Origin of the sequence: Actinobacillus suis ATCC 33415, assembly GCF_000739435.1 — a bacterium.
GTDB lineage: Bacteria > Pseudomonadota > Gammaproteobacteria > Enterobacterales > Pasteurellaceae > Actinobacillus > Actinobacillus suis.
In genome coordinates this window covers 1,970,414-1,988,236 of record NZ_CP009159.1, presented here as the reverse complement: position 1 = coordinate 1,988,236, position 17,823 = coordinate 1,970,414, and the positions used below count along the sequence as shown (strand labels likewise).

Annotated in this window: 16 protein-coding genes and 1 pseudogene; 5 read left to right on the top strand and 12 right to left on the bottom strand. The window is 43.4% G+C overall.

From position 1 onward, the window contains the following. Positions 1 to 177 precede the first annotated feature (177 nt). The 5 genes from ASU1_RS09165 to lldD all read left to right on the top strand — a co-directional run bounded on the left by ASU1_RS09165 (position 178) and on the right by lldD (position 5,880). On the top strand, positions 178 to 591 hold the full coding sequence (locus ASU1_RS09165) for a hypothetical protein (protein ID WP_005621446.1): 414 nt from the start codon (positions 178 to 180) through the stop codon (positions 589 to 591). A gap of 42 nt (positions 592 to 633) precedes the next feature. Further along, complete coding sequence (locus ASU1_RS09160) at positions 634 to 2,262, top strand: tannase/feruloyl esterase family alpha/beta hydrolase (RefSeq protein WP_015674096.1); 1,629 nt, start codon at positions 634 to 636, stop codon at positions 2,260 to 2,262. 73 nt (positions 2,263 to 2,335) lie between these two features. Next, complete coding sequence (locus ASU1_RS09155) at positions 2,336 to 2,845, top strand: hypothetical protein (protein WP_015674095.1); 510 nt, start codon at positions 2,336 to 2,338, stop codon at positions 2,843 to 2,845. 177 nt (positions 2,846 to 3,022) lie between these two features. Further along, positions 3,023 to 4,501, top strand: a complete 1,479-nt coding sequence (gene mqo / locus ASU1_RS09150) for a malate dehydrogenase (quinone) (RefSeq protein WP_015674094.1) — start codon at positions 3,023 to 3,025, stop codon at positions 4,499 to 4,501. Positions 4,502 to 4,734: 233 nt separating this feature from the next. Next, positions 4,735 to 5,880 (top strand): FMN-dependent L-lactate dehydrogenase LldD, encoded by a 1,146-nt coding sequence (lldD, locus tag ASU1_RS09145; protein ID WP_015674093.1) that lies wholly within the window; start codon positions 4,735 to 4,737, stop codon positions 5,878 to 5,880. An 88-nt stretch (positions 5,881 to 5,968) separates the two neighbouring features. Here the strand turns inward: lldD and ASU1_RS09140 are convergent, their stop codons facing one another. From ASU1_RS09140 to ASU1_RS09085, 12 genes and pseudogenes are all read right to left on the bottom strand, one after another. Further along, positions 5,969 to 6,526 carry a LysR substrate-binding domain-containing protein gene (locus tag ASU1_RS09140; RefSeq protein WP_081541485.1) on the bottom strand — a complete coding sequence of 186 codons (558 nt, stop codon included), beginning with the start codon at positions 6,524 to 6,526 and terminating at the stop codon, positions 5,969 to 5,971. Then, a complete protein-coding gene (locus tag ASU1_RS09135) occupies positions 6,466 to 7,005 on the bottom strand; it encodes an MFS transporter (protein ID WP_015674091.1) in 540 nt (179 codons plus the stop codon). Before ASU1_RS09135 ends, ASU1_RS09140 begins: the two co-directional genes overlap by 61 nt. Further along, positions 6,992 to 7,678 carry a DUF4405 domain-containing protein gene (locus ASU1_RS09130; protein WP_015674090.1) on the bottom strand — a complete coding sequence of 229 codons (687 nt, stop codon included), beginning with the start codon at positions 7,676 to 7,678 and terminating at the stop codon, positions 6,992 to 6,994. Before ASU1_RS09130 ends, ASU1_RS09135 begins: the two co-directional genes overlap by 14 nt. 81 nt (positions 7,679 to 7,759) lie before the next feature. After that, positions 7,760 to 8,389: a flavodoxin gene (locus tag ASU1_RS09125; RefSeq protein WP_015674089.1), complete on the bottom strand. Its 630-nt coding sequence runs from the start codon at positions 8,387 to 8,389 to the stop codon at positions 7,760 to 7,762. A gap of 155 nt (positions 8,390 to 8,544) precedes the next feature. After that, entirely contained in the window at positions 8,545 to 9,480 is a 936-nt protein-coding gene (locus ASU1_RS09120; protein ID WP_039195474.1) for an alpha/beta hydrolase, read from the bottom strand. A gap of 11 nt (positions 9,481 to 9,491) precedes the next feature. Continuing rightward, positions 9,492 to 10,271: an SDR family oxidoreductase gene (locus ASU1_RS09115; protein WP_015674087.1), complete on the bottom strand. Its 780-nt coding sequence runs from the start codon at positions 10,269 to 10,271 to the stop codon at positions 9,492 to 9,494. Positions 10,272 to 10,281: 10 nt separating this feature from the next. Continuing rightward, the gene (locus ASU1_RS09110; protein WP_015674086.1) at positions 10,282 to 11,226 is read right to left on the bottom strand and encodes a DMT family transporter; all 945 of its coding nucleotides are present in this window, start codon (positions 11,224 to 11,226) and stop codon (positions 10,282 to 10,284) included. A gap of 246 nt (positions 11,227 to 11,472) precedes the next feature. After that, a complete protein-coding gene (locus tag ASU1_RS09105; protein WP_015674085.1) occupies positions 11,473 to 12,576 on the bottom strand; it encodes a carboxymuconolactone decarboxylase family protein in 1,104 nt (367 codons plus the stop codon). A gap of 96 nt (positions 12,577 to 12,672) precedes the next feature. Beyond that, positions 12,673 to 13,748 (bottom strand): annotated as a pseudogene (locus ASU1_RS09100) (alpha/beta hydrolase). Positions 13,749 to 13,959: 211 nt separating this feature from the next. Continuing rightward, positions 13,960 to 14,943, bottom strand: a complete 984-nt coding sequence (locus ASU1_RS09095; protein WP_015674083.1) for a Gfo/Idh/MocA family protein — start codon at positions 14,941 to 14,943, stop codon at positions 13,960 to 13,962. Between the two features lie 77 nt (positions 14,944 to 15,020). Then, complete coding sequence (locus ASU1_RS09090; protein WP_015674082.1) at positions 15,021 to 16,130, bottom strand: alpha/beta hydrolase; 1,110 nt, start codon at positions 16,128 to 16,130, stop codon at positions 15,021 to 15,023. Positions 16,131 to 16,141: 11 nt separating this feature from the next. Further along, on the bottom strand, positions 16,142 to 17,797 hold the full coding sequence (locus ASU1_RS09085; protein WP_039195472.1) for a carboxylesterase/lipase family protein: 1,656 nt from the start codon (positions 17,795 to 17,797) through the stop codon (positions 16,142 to 16,144). Positions 17,798 to 17,823: the final 26 nt, after the last annotated feature.

Below are 17,823 nucleotides of genomic sequence, written 5' to 3'. Positions count from 1 at the left end.
AAGCGGTCCGAGTTGTCGAATTTTTTGCAAATCGGACCGCTTTTTTATTACATATTCGTATAACAATGCACCATAGATTGTATGAAATTTCGCAAAATAGTCTTAGAATGCGAACTTGCATATCCTTAGTTTGCCATATAGGGGTATGCGGAATAGATTTATTTATGGAGAGTTTTCGTGTTAAGTAAACAGTCTGCGATTCAGGGCTTTATTTTGGCAGGGTTATATAATCTTGTCGGTATTTTAGGTTTTACTCAGTTTTTCACCAATCCCACCTTAATGGAAAATGATCCGATCGTTTTCTCTTGGCTTGGTCAAATTGCGATTATTTTATGGGGCTTGGCTTATTGGTCGGTCGCTCGTCGCTTTTGGCTAACGCCTCACTTAGTATTAATTTTTTGTTTGGAAAAAATGTTGTATGCCGCCGCTTGGGCATATTGGCTGGCAACTCAGCCCGAAAAATTAGATGCACTTGCCGGACAATCTATGCTGATGTTTTGCTTTTTTGCCAGCTATGGTTTTGGCGATTTCTTATTTGGTCTTTTCTTCGGACTGGCGGCAATTAACGCTTTTAAAGGCCGGTATTATTAGACGGCAATTATTTTGATGACATGATGATAAGGAAGTGAACCTATGCTCAAACTCACGGCAATTTCCAGTGCGATAGCGCTGATCGGCATAAGTCAAATGGCATATGCTACGACTCCTACTCCTTCGTCCGCTGCACAGCAATGTGCTGCATTAAAAGAAGCGAAGATTTACGATACGCAGATTATCAAAGCAGAATGGTTGCCAGCCGGTGAATTACCCCAAGATAAGAATGCGGCGATGAGTGGTGCGAGTGCTAAGCCGGTTACCGCTGGTGCGCATTGTATTGTCACCGGTGAAATCGAAAAACGCATCGGGGTAAACGGCAAACCGTATGCGATTAGTTTCCAACTCCGCTTACCGGAACAATGGAATAAAAAATTCTTATTTCAAGGCGGTGGCGGCACAAATGGCATCGTTTCCCCTGCAATTGGTAAAACACCGGTACGTGGTTCGGATGCTTTACCGGCTCTTTCTCGTGGTTATGCGGTGGTGAGTACCGATAGCGGTCACGGTGGTGGTTCACGAGATATCTCATTTTCTGAAGATCAATTGGCTCGTTTTAACTATGCGTTGGCTTCCACCGGTAAGGTAACTGTAGTCGCTAAACAACTGATCGAACAAATGTATCAAACAAAGCCGAGCAAGAGCTTCTTCATGGGCTGTTCGAATGGCGGACGAGAGGCGATGCAAGCGGCGATGCGTTATCCGCAAGAGTTTGACGGTGTGGTAGCCGGCAACCCGGGTTTTCGTTTATCGAGAGCTGCTGTGGCGGAAGCGTGGGATAACCAACATTTCTTGAAATATGCCCCAACCAATGAAAAAGGCGAAAAAATTGTTGCCAATGCGCTGACGCAAGCGGATTTAGATGTGGTGGTAAAAGGCGTATTGAAACAGTGTGATGCCAAAGACGGCTTAGCGGACGGCATCATTAACGCTTGGGAACAGTGCGACTTTAAACCGGAAATGGTAACAGCAGAATTAGGCGAACGAGCAGAGCAAAAGGTAGCATTATTAAATGCGATTTTTGGTGGTGCGCAAAATAGCCGTGGTGAAAACGTATATGCTTCTTGGCCTTATGACGCAGGGCTTAATACCAATGGCTGGCGAGTGTGGAAACACGGTTCTTCGCAAACGGCTGAACCGAATGCCATCAATTTTATGATGGGCGTACAAAGTTTAGCGCAATATTTTATGACACCGCATAATCCGATGTTTGATACGCTCACATTCGATTTTGATAAAGATGTTGCCAAAACAGCTGAAATCGCAGGGGTACATGATGCCGATGAAACGGATTTATCTTACTTCCAAGCGAAAGGCGGCAAGATGATTATCTTTGAAGGCGTGTCTGACCCGGTATTCTCCGCACATGATTTACGTGATTGGTATAACCAATTGCAGGCAAATATGCAAGACGTACAAGGTTTTGCTCGGGTGTTTATGGTGCCGGGTATGAACCATTGCGGTATGGGGCCGGCAACGGAGAATTTCGACCCGCTTACGGCGTTAGAGCAATGGACGGATGAGGGCAAAGCGCCTGATTTTATTCTTGCAAAAGCTGGACCTGAGATGTCAAATAAAGCGAAAGAAATGCCGCTGTGTCCATATCCGAAAATTGCGACTTATATTGGCGGAGACGAAAACAAAGCTACCAGCTTTGAATGTAAATAGGGTATAGCCCTAATAGACAAGCGGTTGATTTTGTAAAATTTTTTGCAAATTTGACCGCTTACTGAGGATTCCAATGAAAAAATATCTAATGTTATTAATCAGCCTATTCTCTTTAAATGTTTTGGCGGCAGAAGGCTATAAAGATCTAAAATTTGGCAGTTCAATTGATGAAGTGCGTAAGAGCAAATTATGTCAGAGCGTGTGGGAAGAACTTGAAGCGAATAATGTTTGGCGCTGTAATCAGTTTAAGTTTGCCGAACAGCCGATAAAAGCCATTATTCGTTTTGCCGATCAGAAGTTAGAATTAATCAATCTAGTGCTGGCGGCGCATGAACGAGATCGTGTCAGCCAAGGCTTACGTCAGAAATACGGTGAACCAACACAAATTTCCGGCAATATCAAATTAGGGCAAGTGTTACCAACCGATCAAAAATGGTTTATGGTGTTTGATGACGACAGCATCCGCTTGATCTTCATTCCGGCGGCGAAAGTGCAAACCCCACAAGGGCAGACTAGCGTACCGGCACAATTAAATCTACGCTATCAACCGAAAAAGGCGAATAGCTTGATTGACGATCTATAACGTATTAACCCTTTATAAGCGGTCATTTTTGTGCAAAATTTTGCACGAAAGAGACCGCTTTTATTTTGCCTCATTTCTACATAGAGTTTATAAAAATGTGATCTGGCTCACATTTTTGATACCTATTTCACGGTATAATTTCACAAAAACTTAACAATAATTTAATAAAGGAATGTTATGAGTAACTCGCCTTCTGCCGTTTCCTCGTTTTCGGATGTCACTTTAATTGGGGCTGGGATTATGAGCGGAACCTTAGGTACGTTGTTAAAAGAACTTGCACCTCACAAGACCATCAGTGTCTTTGAAAAATTATCGGCAGTAGGCTTAGAAAGCTCAAATGAATGGCACAATGCAGGCACCGGTCATGCAGCATTATGCGAGCTGAATTACACCGCACAGCAAGCGAATGGTGAAATTGAAACCGAACGCGCGTTGAAAATTTTCGAAGATTTCCAGTTGTCGTTACAGCTTTGGAGTTACTTGGTTGAAACGGGAAAAATTAGTCAGCCGCAGCAATTTATTCAGCCGATTCCACATATCAGTTTCGTGCAGGGCGAGGCGGATGTTGCGTTTCTGAAAAAACGCTATCAAGCATTAACCCAACATCATTTTTTTGCCGAGATGCAATTTAGCCAAGCGCCGGAGCAATTAGCACAATGGATGCCGTTGATGATGGCGGATCGTCCCACTAACCAGCCGGTTGCCGCCAGTTATATGGCGGGAGGCACCGATGTCAATTTCGGGGCATTAACTCGTAAACTATTCGCTTATTTAGCTTCGCAAGGTGCGGAGCTAAACTTAAATCATCAAGTCTCAGATTTGGTCCGCTTACCGAATGGCGAATGGGAAATTTCCGTGATTGACGCTTCAAATCAGCTACGTAAACATCGTAGTAAATTTGTGTTTATCGGCTGTGGTGGCGGTAGTTTGCATTTGTTACAGAAATCCGGCATTGCCGAGGCGAAAAGTATTGGCGGCTTTCCGGTTAGCGGTTTATTTATGGTGTGTAACAATCCGCAAGTGATTGCCCAGCATCAGGCTAAAGTGTATGGCAAAGCGAAAGTAGGGGCGCCGCCAATGTCCGTGCCTCACTTAGATAGCCGTTTTATCAATGGTAAGCAAACATTATTGTTCGGGCCTTTTGCCGGTTTTACGACTAAATTCTTAAAACAAGGCAGCCATTTCGACTTAATTACCTCTATTCGTCCGGCGAATTTTAGCTCGGTGATGGTTGCCGGCGTTAAAAACTTACCACTAGCCAATTATTTGGTGAAACAAGCGATGTTAACCAAAGAACAACGTATGGCGGAGTTACGAGAGTTTATGCCGAATGCGAAAAGTGAAGATTGGGATTTGTTAGTTGCCGGTCAGCGGGTACAGGTGATTCGTCAAAACGATATGCGTTTCGGTACGGAAGTGATTCACGCTCAAGACGGTTCGCTTGCGGTGCTGCTTGGCGCATCTCCGGGCGCCTCCACTTCGGTAAAAGCAATGTTAGATGTGATTTGTCGCTGCTTTGTTGATGAGTTGCCAGAATGGCAGACTAAACTTGAACAAATGATGCCTTCTTTCAATAAAGCGTTACGCAATGAGCCGGAACTTTATACACAGCTTAAAGCACGCTTTGCCTCAAGTCTGAAACTCACCCTCAATTAACGGATAAGCGGTCAATTTTTGTGTGACTTTTGCAATTTGCAAAAAAATCACCAAAATTGACCGCTTTTTTTCCCTACTTTCCAACGCATTTCGAGAATTTGTGTGATCTTCGGCGCATTTTTACAAAAAATTCACATCATTTTATATCTTCTCTAACATTTTTGATCTAGAATCTAAATGTTAACCATTCGCATTTTAATTAAGGCCATAATATTTAGAATAAAGAGGTAAAAATGATTATTTCATCAGCCAATGATTATCGTGAAGCAGCACGCCGTCGAGTTCCTCCGTTTATGTTTCATTATGCGGACGGCGGTTCGTTTGCTGAGCGTACCCTAGAGCGCAATGTGACTGATCTTGCCGATCTAGCATTACGTCAACGTGTGTTAAAAGATATGTCGAAGCTTGATACCGAAATTGAATTATTTGGTGAAAAGCTGGCAATGCCGGCGGTGCTTGCACCGGTAGGTGCTTGTGGTATGTATGCTCGCCGTGGTGAAGTACAGGCGGCACAGGCAGCGGAAAATAAAGGCATTCCGTTCACGCTTTCTACGGTATCAATTTGTCCGATTGAAGAAGTGACCGCCGCAATTAAACGTCCAATGTGGTTCCAACTTTATGTGTTAAAAGACCGCGGTTTTATGAAACACGTGTTAGAACGTGCCAAAGCGGCAGGTTGTTCAACCTTAGTCTTTACCGTGGATATGCCGACACCAGGTGCTCGTTATCGTGACCGTCATTCGGGTATGAGTGGCGATTACAAAGAAATTCGCCGTGCATTACAAGCGGTAACGCATCCGTTCTGGGCGTGGGATGTTGGTCTTAGAGGAAAACCACATTCACTTGGTAACGTTTCAGCTTATACCGGTAAAGCGGTAGGTTTAGATGATTACGTCGTGTGGTTAGGCGAGAACTTCGACCCGTCAATTTCGTGGAAAGATCTGGAATGGATTCGTGATTTCTGGGATGGTCCAATGGTGATCAAAGGCATTTTAGATCCGGAAGATGCGAAAGATGCGGTACGTTTCGGTGCGGATGGTATTGTGGTTTCAAATCACGGTGGTCGCCAGCTAGACGGTACATTATCTACAGCAAAAGCATTACCTTCAATTGCTGATGCGGTGAAAGGCGATATTAAAATTCTTGCTGATTCAGGTATTCGTAACGGCTTAGATATTGTACGTATGCTCGCATTAGGTGCGGATGCTACGATGCTTGGACGTGCGTTTGTTTACGCTCTTGGCGCAGCAGGCAAAGCCGGTGTAGAAAATATGTTAGATATCTTCAAGAAAGAAATGCACGTTGCCATGACCCTTACCAGCAACCAAAAAATCAGCGACATCACCCGTGATGCGTTAGTGGATTTGAGTAAGTTATAACATTAAATCTTATATAAACAAAAAGCCCCAGCTCGAAAGAGCTAGGGTTTTTTTGTGAGATTTGCTGGAGTATTTGGACTATTTTTTGTTAAAAACTTTCTTTTAATAATTTCAAAACACATTCCATTTTGGCGGATTGCTTACGATGAGCAGTGACGGCATATAGATTGTAGTACGGCATTTGAATATGCGGCAGTACTATTTCCAATTCTTCTTTTTTAATTGCTGAGGCAATTTCACCTTCAAGTTGGAAGGTGAGTCCGAAGCCTGAAATAGCCAAGGTTCTCGCTGCAAGAATCGTTGGGCAGTGTAGAATTTTACTGCTACGAAATTGCCCCAAATTTAGATTGCTAAAAGCATTATTAAATACGCTATCGTTATATTTCAGCCATTTTTGTGCTAATAAATCCGTTGGCGTACGAATAGGATTTTCAGCTAAATATGCGGGGGAAGCACATAGACAAAGTCGCCATTGAGTAAGGTAACGGACGATCAATTGGCTATTAGGGGCTGGTTCGGCAGCACGTATAGCAATATCAATTGAACCATCCATTAAATCTGCGATACTGTCATCCGTCAGTAAAATCAGTTCAATTTGCGGATAAGCGTCCCAATGGCTGCCAACAAATAAAAAATTGTATGCCACGAGCTGACTTTGAGCAGTTGTCCACCAATCAAAGGCCCTGCAATCGGCGCTGCCACCATAATAATCATCAGTGTGAACATCAATTGCACGGCGCGTGTTTTGTCAAACAAATCACGCACCATTGCGCGAGCCAACATCGGTGCAGTACAAGCACCGAATGCCTGAAATACACGCCAAAAAACAATTTGCCCAATTGTCTCCGACATCGCACAGCCTACCGAGCCAATCACAAATAAAACCATACCCATATAAAGCGGTATTTTACGTCCGATACGGTCGCTAATCGGGCCCCAAAGCAACTGTGCTAAAGCAAAGCCAATCAAAAATCCCGTAACCGTTAATTCTGCTTGACCGCCTAAATCTTGGGTCATTTGTGGCATCGCAGGCAGATAAATATCCGTTGAAAGCGAAGTAAATGCCATCAATGCCGATAAAATAATGAGTAATAAAATACTGTTGATAGTTTTAACTTGTTGCATTGTTTTGCCTAAATAAAATTAACCAAACCAAAAATCTTGTGCTGTAAGCCACCGCAATTAAAATCGCAAAAAAGTCAAAATAAAAGACCGCTTGTGGTTCATCATAATTGAAATAGGCAAAATCCACTTTCAGCAATAAATAGGGCAACAACTCTCGTTGTACAAAAATGAAAATGCCACAAGTAGCGATAATCAACCAGCAAGCAGGAATAAGCCAACGAGCGAGCCAATGTTCAAGATCTAAACGGTAGCCGTTTGCTAATAAATTCGCAATCGCTTTCCAATGTAACCCCAAATGGACGCCTGCGAAAATTTGCAGCCAATGAGTGCTGGTCATATGAATTTTTCGCATAAAATCGGTGGTAGAGTGGAACGGCATTTCTGCAAACAGATGTTTAGAAAGCATAATGCCACTGATACAAGCGGTTAAAAATAACAAAAACGTTGCCAAATTAACCGCACTTTGCAAAATGCGATATCCGTTATAGCTGCCTGAAAATAGCTTTTTGAGCCACCAGATATTCAGCGAAAGATGTGAGATAATCAAGGCAAAAAAGACTAAACCGAGCCATTCGTGCGTGATTTCTTCATAAAGATGATAACCAAAAAGCGAAAGCAAAATTGCCGTGAGAACCAAATCTTGAGCGAGTTGGAAGAGATATTTTTTCTTCATAATAATCAATGTAGGGACACACGGCGTGTGTCCGTAAAAGGCAATATAACAAGATGGACACACTCAGTGTGTCCCTACAAATTATTTGTTATAACCATTTTCAGTTAAGAACTTCGCCAACCGTTTTTCTACTTCAGGCTCTGCTCTGACCGTTTTATGTAAATACGCCTCAAAACTTTTCTTCACTTTGGCTTGGGGTTGAAGTTGCTGAATAACTTTATCCGTTCCGCCCAAGCGACTACCGCCGTGACCGACCACAGGCACGATATTTTTTCCGCTAAAATCCACTTGTTCAAGCAAAGAATAAAGCGGCATCGGCATTTGATACCACCAAATCGGATAGACCAAAAATACCGTGTCCACGTCCGCTAAATTAGGCAGCGATTTCAACGCTGGCTTGATATTTTGACGCTGTTCATTTTGCGCAAAATCTAGCAACGGCTGATGAGTGGCCGGATAGCTTTGCACCGTTTCCAAACGGAATAATTCCGCGCCTGTGTTTTTCTGAATTTCTTTCGCCAAATATTCATTTGCGCCCAGCATTTCGCCGTTTTTAATCAGCTTACTCGCCCCTGAGACACCGTCCACTAATTGATCGGCTGTGTAGTTTTCAGGTTGAGAGAAGTAGATAATCAAGTTTTTGGCTTGAGCAGATAATGTTGTGGTCGTGGATAAAATCGCACTAAGAAGTAATGTCTTTTTTAATTTCATCTATTTTTCCTCGTAATGATTGAATGGAGATTATTATAAGAAAAAGGGATTTAACTGATTAGATGGGAAAAATTAAATAGGCTTATGAATAAAATTCAATGAAAGTGCGGTGGAATTTGTAAAAATGTTTACTTATCCGACCGTTTGTAAATATATTAACGTTGCTGTTGCCAAAATTTAACAGCCTGTTTTTCCCAGCCTTCTGCTGTTGTTCCCGTGCCTAATGCGAAACCGCGCCCAAGATTTTTATAAAGATGAAATTCTGTTGGCACGCCCATTTCGTTGAGTTTTTCAAGACGGCGTTTCATCACATTTGGTGATGCGATGCCGTCTTGTTCGCCGATAGCAACAAAGGTTGCTGGTTCGCCTTGGCGGTTGTAATCGTTGTGTCCTGTGTAGAGCATAATCACACTGTTGGGCTTGGAGTTTTGTGTTGTGCCAAAAGCCTGAGTGCCGTATGAGCCGATATAGGCTGCCATTCTTGCCCCGGCGGAGGCGCCCCATACGGAATAGCCGTTAGGGTCGACTTGTAACCTTTTTGCATTTTTTTGCACGAATTCGACCGCTTGAGCCATATCTTCGGTGGCGATTTGTCCACCCATGCCCGCTCTATATTTCACGACAAATGCGTTATAGCCTTGTTCGGCAATAGATTGCGCAATCGGAAAGCCCTCATGCAGTGATCCAACGTAAGCAAAGCCACCGCCTGGGGCAATCATCGCAAAGGGCGCATTCGGTTTGCCTTTAAATACAAATATGCCTGTATGTTGCTTGCTTGGATCTTGGCGTTTTTCCACTTCGCTATAAATTTCGTAAAAAATGGTATCGCCTTGTTCTGCTCGCTGGAGCATTTTATTTAGCGTTGTCGTCACTACCTGTGGCGAAATATGGCTATGATAAGGCATTAACTGTTCAATTTGGTTTAGTTGTAAATTTGGCTCATTACTTTTGTCATCCCAAGGCAGCAGACGCTCAGCAAACCCTTGAAATGTTGGTTGGGTAAGAATATCGTTTACGCTACTGTTTTGGGTAAATGGTTGAGCAGAAAGGGGCTGCATTAAAAGTCCTCCAATGAGTAATAAATATTTCATTTTTTATCCCTCTAAGCGCGCTTTATTTTTGCTAGACTTTGTAAATCTTGTACCACATTAGCAGGCTCTAGATTAAAAGGGCGATTATTCGGGTCTTTAATTCCGTCAAAATTTTCTGTTGGTTCATCTGCAATCGCTGTCGCAAACAAACGATTAAAACCCATTGTCCGCTCGCCTTTTTCGGCAAATAATTCAATGGTTTTATGTTCTGCCTCGGGAACCGTTAAAGCCTGGACTAAGGTTTCTGCTAGTTGTACACGAGAAATACCACCATCGCTTGCGGTCAGGGAGTAATTTGTTTTGCCTTGCGTGATAAAGAGCTGTTGTTCATCTGCTTCATTGCAGTCAAACCAGCTAGGGCGAATAATAGTATAAGGTTGATGAGAAGCTCGAATTAAGCGTTCAGTACGGCGTTTCCAAGCACAACCATTGTCAAAACGGAGTTCATTCACGACTAGAATACTGTAAATCGTACTCATCAGTACTAGTTTGGTATAGCGACCGTTGAGGGAATTCACAATGGTTTTTACCCCTTGATAATCCACATTTTCAGGATCAGCATAATTGCCTTGGGTGAAAATAATGCCATCAATGCCATCTGAAATACCTTTTAACGTATCAGGTTGGGTTAAATCGCCGATAAAAACGTCAACTCTCTTATCAAACTGAACTTTGTTTGGATTACGTACCAACGCACGAACTTGATAACCTTTATTTAGGGCTTCAGTTACGACATATTGCCCAATACTGCCTGTGGCGCCAACCACTAAAATTTTGTTTATTTTTTGCATTTTGCTTTCCTTATTTACTTATTTGAATAATCACTACACCCGCCAATAACACCAGCAAGCCTATGATTTGTAAGGCGTTAATCGGTTTTTTGGTTGCGCCGAGCAAGCCGAATTGGTCAATCAACAAGCTGCCGACTAACAAGCCAAATAACGAAGTTACAATCGCACCGCCTGTGCCGATTTGTGGCACGATCAGCACAATACCGCCGATATAAATCGCCCCGAGCAAACCACCGAACCATTGCCACCAAGGTTGCGGTTGTTTCAGCGCATTTTTGAGATATCGCCAAGCGGTTGGTTCTTTGCAACAAATCACCAAAGCCAATAACAGCGTACCGATAGCAAAGGGAACGAAGACCGCAAAGCTGGTGGAATGTAAAGTCTGGCGTAAGGCAGCATTGACCGCAGGCGTAATGCCTGATGCCACGCCGCCGCTGATGCCGAGAATTTGCCAAACCAACAATGAACTTTCTGCACGGTTTTTCAGGCTGCGTTGTTTGAGCGAAGGCAGTACAATCGCCACGCCAATGCCCACCATTACTGCCGCTAAGCCGACTAAGCGCAATAGGGTAAAATCATATTGTGGTGCCGAAAACCAGCCGAATGTGTCAATCAACGTGCCCGTGATGACTTGCCCTAAAATCGGCATAATCGCTGTTTGCACACTGCCCAAACGAGGGAAAATCAAGATATTGACCGTCAGCCCGAACATCGCCAACAAACCACCTAACCAAATCCACCAAGGCGATTGGCTTAATGTTTCTGTTGAAACCGCAAGCGGTTCATTTTGCACAAAAATCAGCAAAATCAATAAGATAGAGCCAAAGCCAAAAGATACAAAAGACGACAACAATGGCGACACAACATTTTTACGCAACACCGAATTTATCCCCGTCTGCAACGCAATCCCCATTCCCACCAACACGCCAACAGGCGCAGCAACTAACGAAATCATTGTTTTTCTCCGATTAAATTAAGTTGAAAACATTATAGGTCGGAAAGATTGTGTTGATTAGATAGGGAAAAATGAATGGGGTATTGAATGAAATTCAATAATGAGCTGTGGGGAATAAAAAAGTGCGGTGGTTTTGACCGCACTTTGTAAACTACACAAAATTTAAAATCCATTTGTAGGGGAGAATTACATTCGCCCTGATGTTCCTATGATTGTTTTGGGGCTAATGTGATTAGCCCCTACGCATTATTGCACCTTAAACACGTCTTTCAACACGCTCTCCCCCCTATCCGCAGCTGTTGGGTTTTGTTGGCGGATTTTATCCATCACTCGTTTTAATTCTGTTTCATTTAAGCCTAGATTTTTCAAAATGCCTAAATGCGAGCGCAGTTGATTCTGCACGGTTTCAAGGCTGGCAAGGGTGCTGACCGTAACCAATTCACGGTTTACGGGATTCAAATTATCACGGCTGAACAAATAGCCGAATAAATGGGCTTTTAGGGCGTAATCTACACCGTCAAAATTCCACAACACAGCGGAATTATCCCGACCGCTTAGGGTGTTGAGCGTGTGCGTACCTAAGGCGTAATAATCGGTCGGTTCGGCTTGCGTTGGCGGATTACCTTGTGGATCTTGAATACCTTTTTCGCCGCGTTCTTTCAGTACGTTTTGTAAGGTCAGTAAGCCGTTTAAAGCACGCGGAAAGCCTGCATAGGCGTATTGATGAGCGAAAATCTCACGTAATTCATTCACCGTTAAACCGCTTGCCAAGCCTTGTTCAATGGCTGGTTTTAGATGATCTAAATCGCCTCGGGCGGAATGGAACGCAATCGGCACAATGGCAAGTTGCTTATTTGCAAGCGGTGTGTTTTGGCTGATTTTTTGCAAATCGGCTTTGGGATCGGTTTTCGGCAGTTCCACTTTTTCTAACCAAGTGGCTTTATTTTCTTTGGCGTTCGGGCTGATGGCGATATGCGACATTTTGCTGTACTCACTCGCACCGTGCCAATGTTTCACGTTCGGCGGACACCAAATTACATCGCCTTTTTTGATGATTTGGATCGGCTTGCCCCATTCCTGCGTGCGTCCTTCGCCTTCGGTAACAATTAAGTATTGCCCTTGCGAATGGCTGTGCCAATCGGTAATAGCACCTGCCTGAAATTCCACAATCGCCGAACCGTCAGGGCTGTTCGGGATTTCAGGCAGCCGAGTAAAACGTGCTGCCCCTGAAAAATGCTCGCTCGGTGCGACCGTCCATTGATGTTGCGTATAAGGCGTAATGGTTTGTTCCGCAAAAGCCGATGACGTGGCGAAAGCAAGTGCGGTGGAAAATAACAACGTTTTTTTCATAGAGTGTTCTCTGTAGGGGCGAAATATTTTTCGCCCTGAAACAATCGGGAAATTGGGGCGAAAGATGTTTCGCCCCTACAATTATAAATTTTACAACTATAAATTCTTACCAAAGAAACCTGTCAGTTTTTCGCTGATTTGTTTCACATATTCAGGTTTCCAGTAGGTTTCAATATGTTTCGCATTCGGCACGATAAACAACTCTTTATTTTGCGTGCCTTTGGCGTTGGCAAACACTTCTTCAGTCATATACAAACTGTCCGCTTTTTCACCTGCGATCATCAACAACGGTTGATTGATAAGTTCCACATTAGTATTCACATCAAACACCATCAAATCCAACAAACTGCTCACGGTAAAATTGGTTTGCGAATTCGGGTGGGCGTGGGTTTGCGCGTAATATTCATAACCTTGACGATACGACGATACAGATCATAAGGCAACGCCGCTACTTGTTCAGGTGTCATTCCTGCGGCAAAAGCTGGTGTATAAAGAATTTCACCGCCAGCCGCCTCTTGCGCACGGGCATCTGATGCCTGTTTCAAACGTTCTTGAATGTTGTTGGTTTGCGAGCGCATAAAACCGTTGCGACGCGCATCTCCGCTGTTAAACAAGGAAATAGTTGCCACCGATTGAAAGCGTTTGTCGGTTTCCGCGGCTTTAATAGAGTAACCACCGCCACCGCAAATACCTAGCAAGCCGATACGGTTTGCATCTACCCCTTTAAATTGGCTGATAAAATCCGCTGCACCACGAATATCTTCAATGCGGTTAGCCGGTTTATCCACATAACGCGGCTCGCCACCACTACCGCCTTGATATGCCGCATCAAAGGCAATGGTCACATAACCTTGTTCCGCCAATTTCTGCGCATACAAGCCCGCCACTTGCTCTTTCACGCCACCGTTCGGGTGCGCCACTACGATTGCCGGATATTTTTTGCTTGAGTCAAAATTCGCTGGGGTATAAACATTTGCTGCAATGGTCAAACCGTTGAGTTGATATTTCACAGGTTGAATATTCACTTTGCCTTGCACGTTTTCCGTAATCGCTCCGTCATAGGTTAAAGTAAAGGGATTTTGTTTGTAATCTGCTGCCATCGCGTTTGCTCCTAAAAATAATGTTGAGATAAATAAACCTGAAAGTAGGGTTTTCTTAAATGATTTTTTCATTGGGATTTCCTCGTATTGATTGAATGAGGGCAGTATAGAGAAAAAAGATTGTTTTGATTAGATAGGGAAAAGTGAATAGGGTATTGAATTAAATTCAACAAAGTGCGGAGAGGTTTCTATGTATTTGGATAAATAGTATAAGCTTAGATTATTGAATAATTTTCAAAAAATAACGTGTAAAGGGGGGCTTATATTCCCCCCCTTGTTATCATTAGAAATGATCTTTTTTCTCACAGCCAAATATGATCCCTTGCTGTTTTCTTGCTTGCTCCATTAGCTGACAGACCGCTTCACTGACATCAAGCATTTGTTCTGCCACTTTTCTATCTTGATGATCAATTATCTGTATAAACTGTTGAAATTCATAAAACATTCTATGTTGTTGCTCAAATTGAAATGCCTGCTTTTGCCCTCGGTTATCCACAAACTCAAAGTAGTTCATCGCATTTGCCGGCATCGGGACGGTAATACAACCCTGATCGCCTTGAATAGATAACATCACTGGTGCATTACAATCTTTAGCGCCAATACAAACAACCTTAAATGTTGGATAATCTAACAACATAATGCCGCTGGTATCGATATTGCGTTCAATATTTGCAGCATAAAAACAAGATTGTGGTTTACCAAATAAACCCACTGTAAAATGCAAGTTATAGACATTTAAGTCCATCAATGCCCCACCTGATTTCTCAGGGGCAAAAGCAGGAAGAATTTCCCCCATTTTAAAGCGGTCATATCGGGAAGAGTATTGGCTATAATTTAAACTCACAATTTTGATTTTACCTAATGCTGAGAGTTGCTGTTTAATTTTGAGATAAGCAGGCAAATAATGCACCGTAACCGCTTCGATTAAAATTTTATCTTGAGCCTTAGCTAATGCTCTTAATTGCTGAAATTCTTGATAATTTGATGTCACTGGTTTTTCTAAAATAATGTGTTTACCTGCTTTAAGTGCTTGTTTTGCAAAGCTAAAGTGCAGATGATTAGGCAGAGCGATGTATAACGTATCCATATCAGACTGCAGCATCTCTGCATAATCAAAAAAATAATCAGAAATTTGATATTTTTGTGCTAATTCCAATGTTTTTTCTTGATTTCGACCATAAATAGCCCATTTTTTGATAGGAAGATGTGAACGAATATGCATTAAATCTTGCACAATCATACCTGTACCAACAATACCTAATTTCATAATACTTTCCTTCTTGGTATTCCAATAATTGCTCTATTTTTTAATCCAAGTGGCGTACTCCAGATGGCATCAAATCCTTACTTATCCAATCCCTTCTCCTTCAACCACTCCGCCAAATGCTCTGCTACTTGTGCATTATTAGTATCAGACATAGGGAAATGGGTGTTGCCTTTGATACCGACTTTCGGCAGTTCGATCACTTCTACTTTACCACCGTGTTTGTTCACGACTTCAGCCCATTGTTTGGCGAGGCTTAGGCGGATGCGCCATTGGTCTTCGCCTTGGTTGTTGGAGGAGTTGTCGCTGATGAAATCGCCGAAGTAGATCACAATCGGCATTTGGGTCAGTTTTTCAAAGTCCGCTTGGCTGGCGACCGCAGGTTTGATGTCGCCGAATTTACTGGTAATGGTCGGTGGCACTTCTCCTTCAGGGAATGGGAAGTTGCCCGGTTCATACGCCACAATGCCTTTGACTTTATCACTTTGCATACCGACTAACCAGCCGACAATACCTCCTTGCGAGTGGGTAACCAAAACGCCGTTGCCAATGCGGTTAAACAGTTGATCTAGGCTGTCGCTGATGACTTTTGCGTCAAATGCGCCTGTGTTTGGGGTCATTTGGCGGAAAAATTGGTTAAGCGACTGTTCGTCTTGTGGGAACGCAACGTCTTGATTGAAATTCGGGTAAGTGCCGATACGGAATTGGGCAAACCAGAATTGATCGTCCGGTGTAGCTTTGATTTCTGCGTCCACCGTGCTACGTCCCGACCAGCCACGGCGTGGTTGATCCACTAAATAAACAGGGTAGTTTTTGCGTAAAAAGATATTTTGGAAACCTTCTCGACCGTCCGGTGTGGTCTGCCAAGTCCGCATAGATTGCCCTGCGCCGTGTAAAAACACCAACGGATAAGAGCGTGGATTGGTTGGAATTTGGTAGAACACGCTAGCGTGGTCGCCGTGCAATGTTTGTCCGCCTGCCTGAATGGACGCACTAAATACGTCCATAAAGTTATTGCTTTCTTTGCCTTTGGCGATTTCAGGCAGCGGTTGATAAGTGCCGCTACTGGTTTTCACCGTGCCACCCACGGCAAAACTGCCTTGCTGTTCAATGGAAAGCGGAGCGGCGAAACTTTGCACCGCCATCGCACAAGCGGTCAAAATTAAGGATAATTTTGCAGATTTTTTCATTGGATTATTCCTTAAAAGTTATAATTCGGGGCTAATAAGCGTTGCAATTTTTCATCGTGATGTTGTTTCACTTCAGGCTGATTATCAAAAATCATCACCTTGCCATTTTCACGAGTGTAAGCGTCCCATTGCGGTAAACCTTCGGCGTTTGGGTTGCCTGTTTTAGCGAAGTTTGTCCACGCACGGCTCATTTTATCGGCAAGGGCTTGAGCATCTTTGCCACCACCTGTCGCCTGTGCCATACGCTCTATGTTATTGAACACAAAAGCGATTTCGGAGGTGTGATAACTCATCGGCACACTGTTAAACACTGGCGTATCCCAACTGAAAATATAGTTATACACAGGCGCACCTTGTTGATCCGCTTTTAAGCGTGCGGTTTTTAAGGCTGGCGTACGCAGGAAACTGTCCACATATAAAGCATCAGCAATCATTCGGTTTGGATAAGCCGCACGGAACGCCGCCACGATTTCATCGGTTTTGTTGCCATATTTGGCTTTTAAGCGATCCATTGTTTCACTTTCAGTCCAAGTAAAGCGGTTGCTTTTTTGTGAATTTTGCAAATCCATTTGCAGTGGAAAACTTTCCCATTCCGTTAAATTTGAACCGATCAGCAACGGAATATCTTTGGCGATTTCAGGGTATTTTTCGCCTACAGGTTGTTGTGGAATAATGCTACCGTCAAGCGTTGGCGCCCAAGATAAAGCTGTATTTCGGTTGTATAAATCGGTTAAACCTAACTCTTTTGCGGTTTGTAAATTAGCTTTGGTTGCCGCTTCATTAATTTGCGCTGGTGTAAACTTATTGAGCTTATCAAGTGCGGTTGATTTTACGCCTAAATTTGCTAGTGTAAGTTCCGCTACACGGCGACTTACTTTTTGGGAGGTTAATGTCATTCCCATTTTTTCCACTGCACCGCTTTGTACAACAGCTTTATGAAACAAACCTTTTACAGACGGCATTGCCATTAAAGTCAATACTTTCGCACCGCCACCGCTTTCGCCGAAAATCGTAACATTATTCGGATCGCCGCCAAATTGAGCGATATTTTCTTTAACCCATTCAAGTGATGCGACTAAATCTTGCATTCCCAAGTTCGCCGAGTTTTTATATTGCTCACCATAAGCGGACAAGTCCAAAAAGCCCATAGCGTTCAAACGATGATTGACCGACACGACCACCACATCGCCTGTGCGTGCTAAGTTTGCACCGTCATAGCTGTTTAAATCGTTAGATGCACCCGACTGAAAACCACCACCGTGGATCCACACCATCACCGCCCGCTTTTTGCCGTCTGACACCGAAGGCGACCAAACATTAAGATTTAAGCAGCTTTCGCCTTCCGTCATTTCAGGGCCTGTGAAGAAGAACGAACGTCCGCCCATCGGCACTTGCGGACAGACTTCACCATAAGTTAAGGCTAATTTTTCCCCTTGCCAGTTCGCCACTTTTTGCGGCGGCATAAAACGCTCGGCGGTGGCATAAGGCACGCCTTTATAAGTTACCACGCTATTTTGCACATAACCTTGCACTGCACCTGCTTGAGTTTGCACCACCGCAATATTATTGCCTGCCTGAACTTGCGTTTCGGCGTAGCTCATTGTCGTCATTGAAATAGAGGCTGAAAGTAATAAAAGTGGAAAAAGTTTAGATTTTGTTGGTTTCATTATTTGCTCCTTTGGGGGAAAAGTGC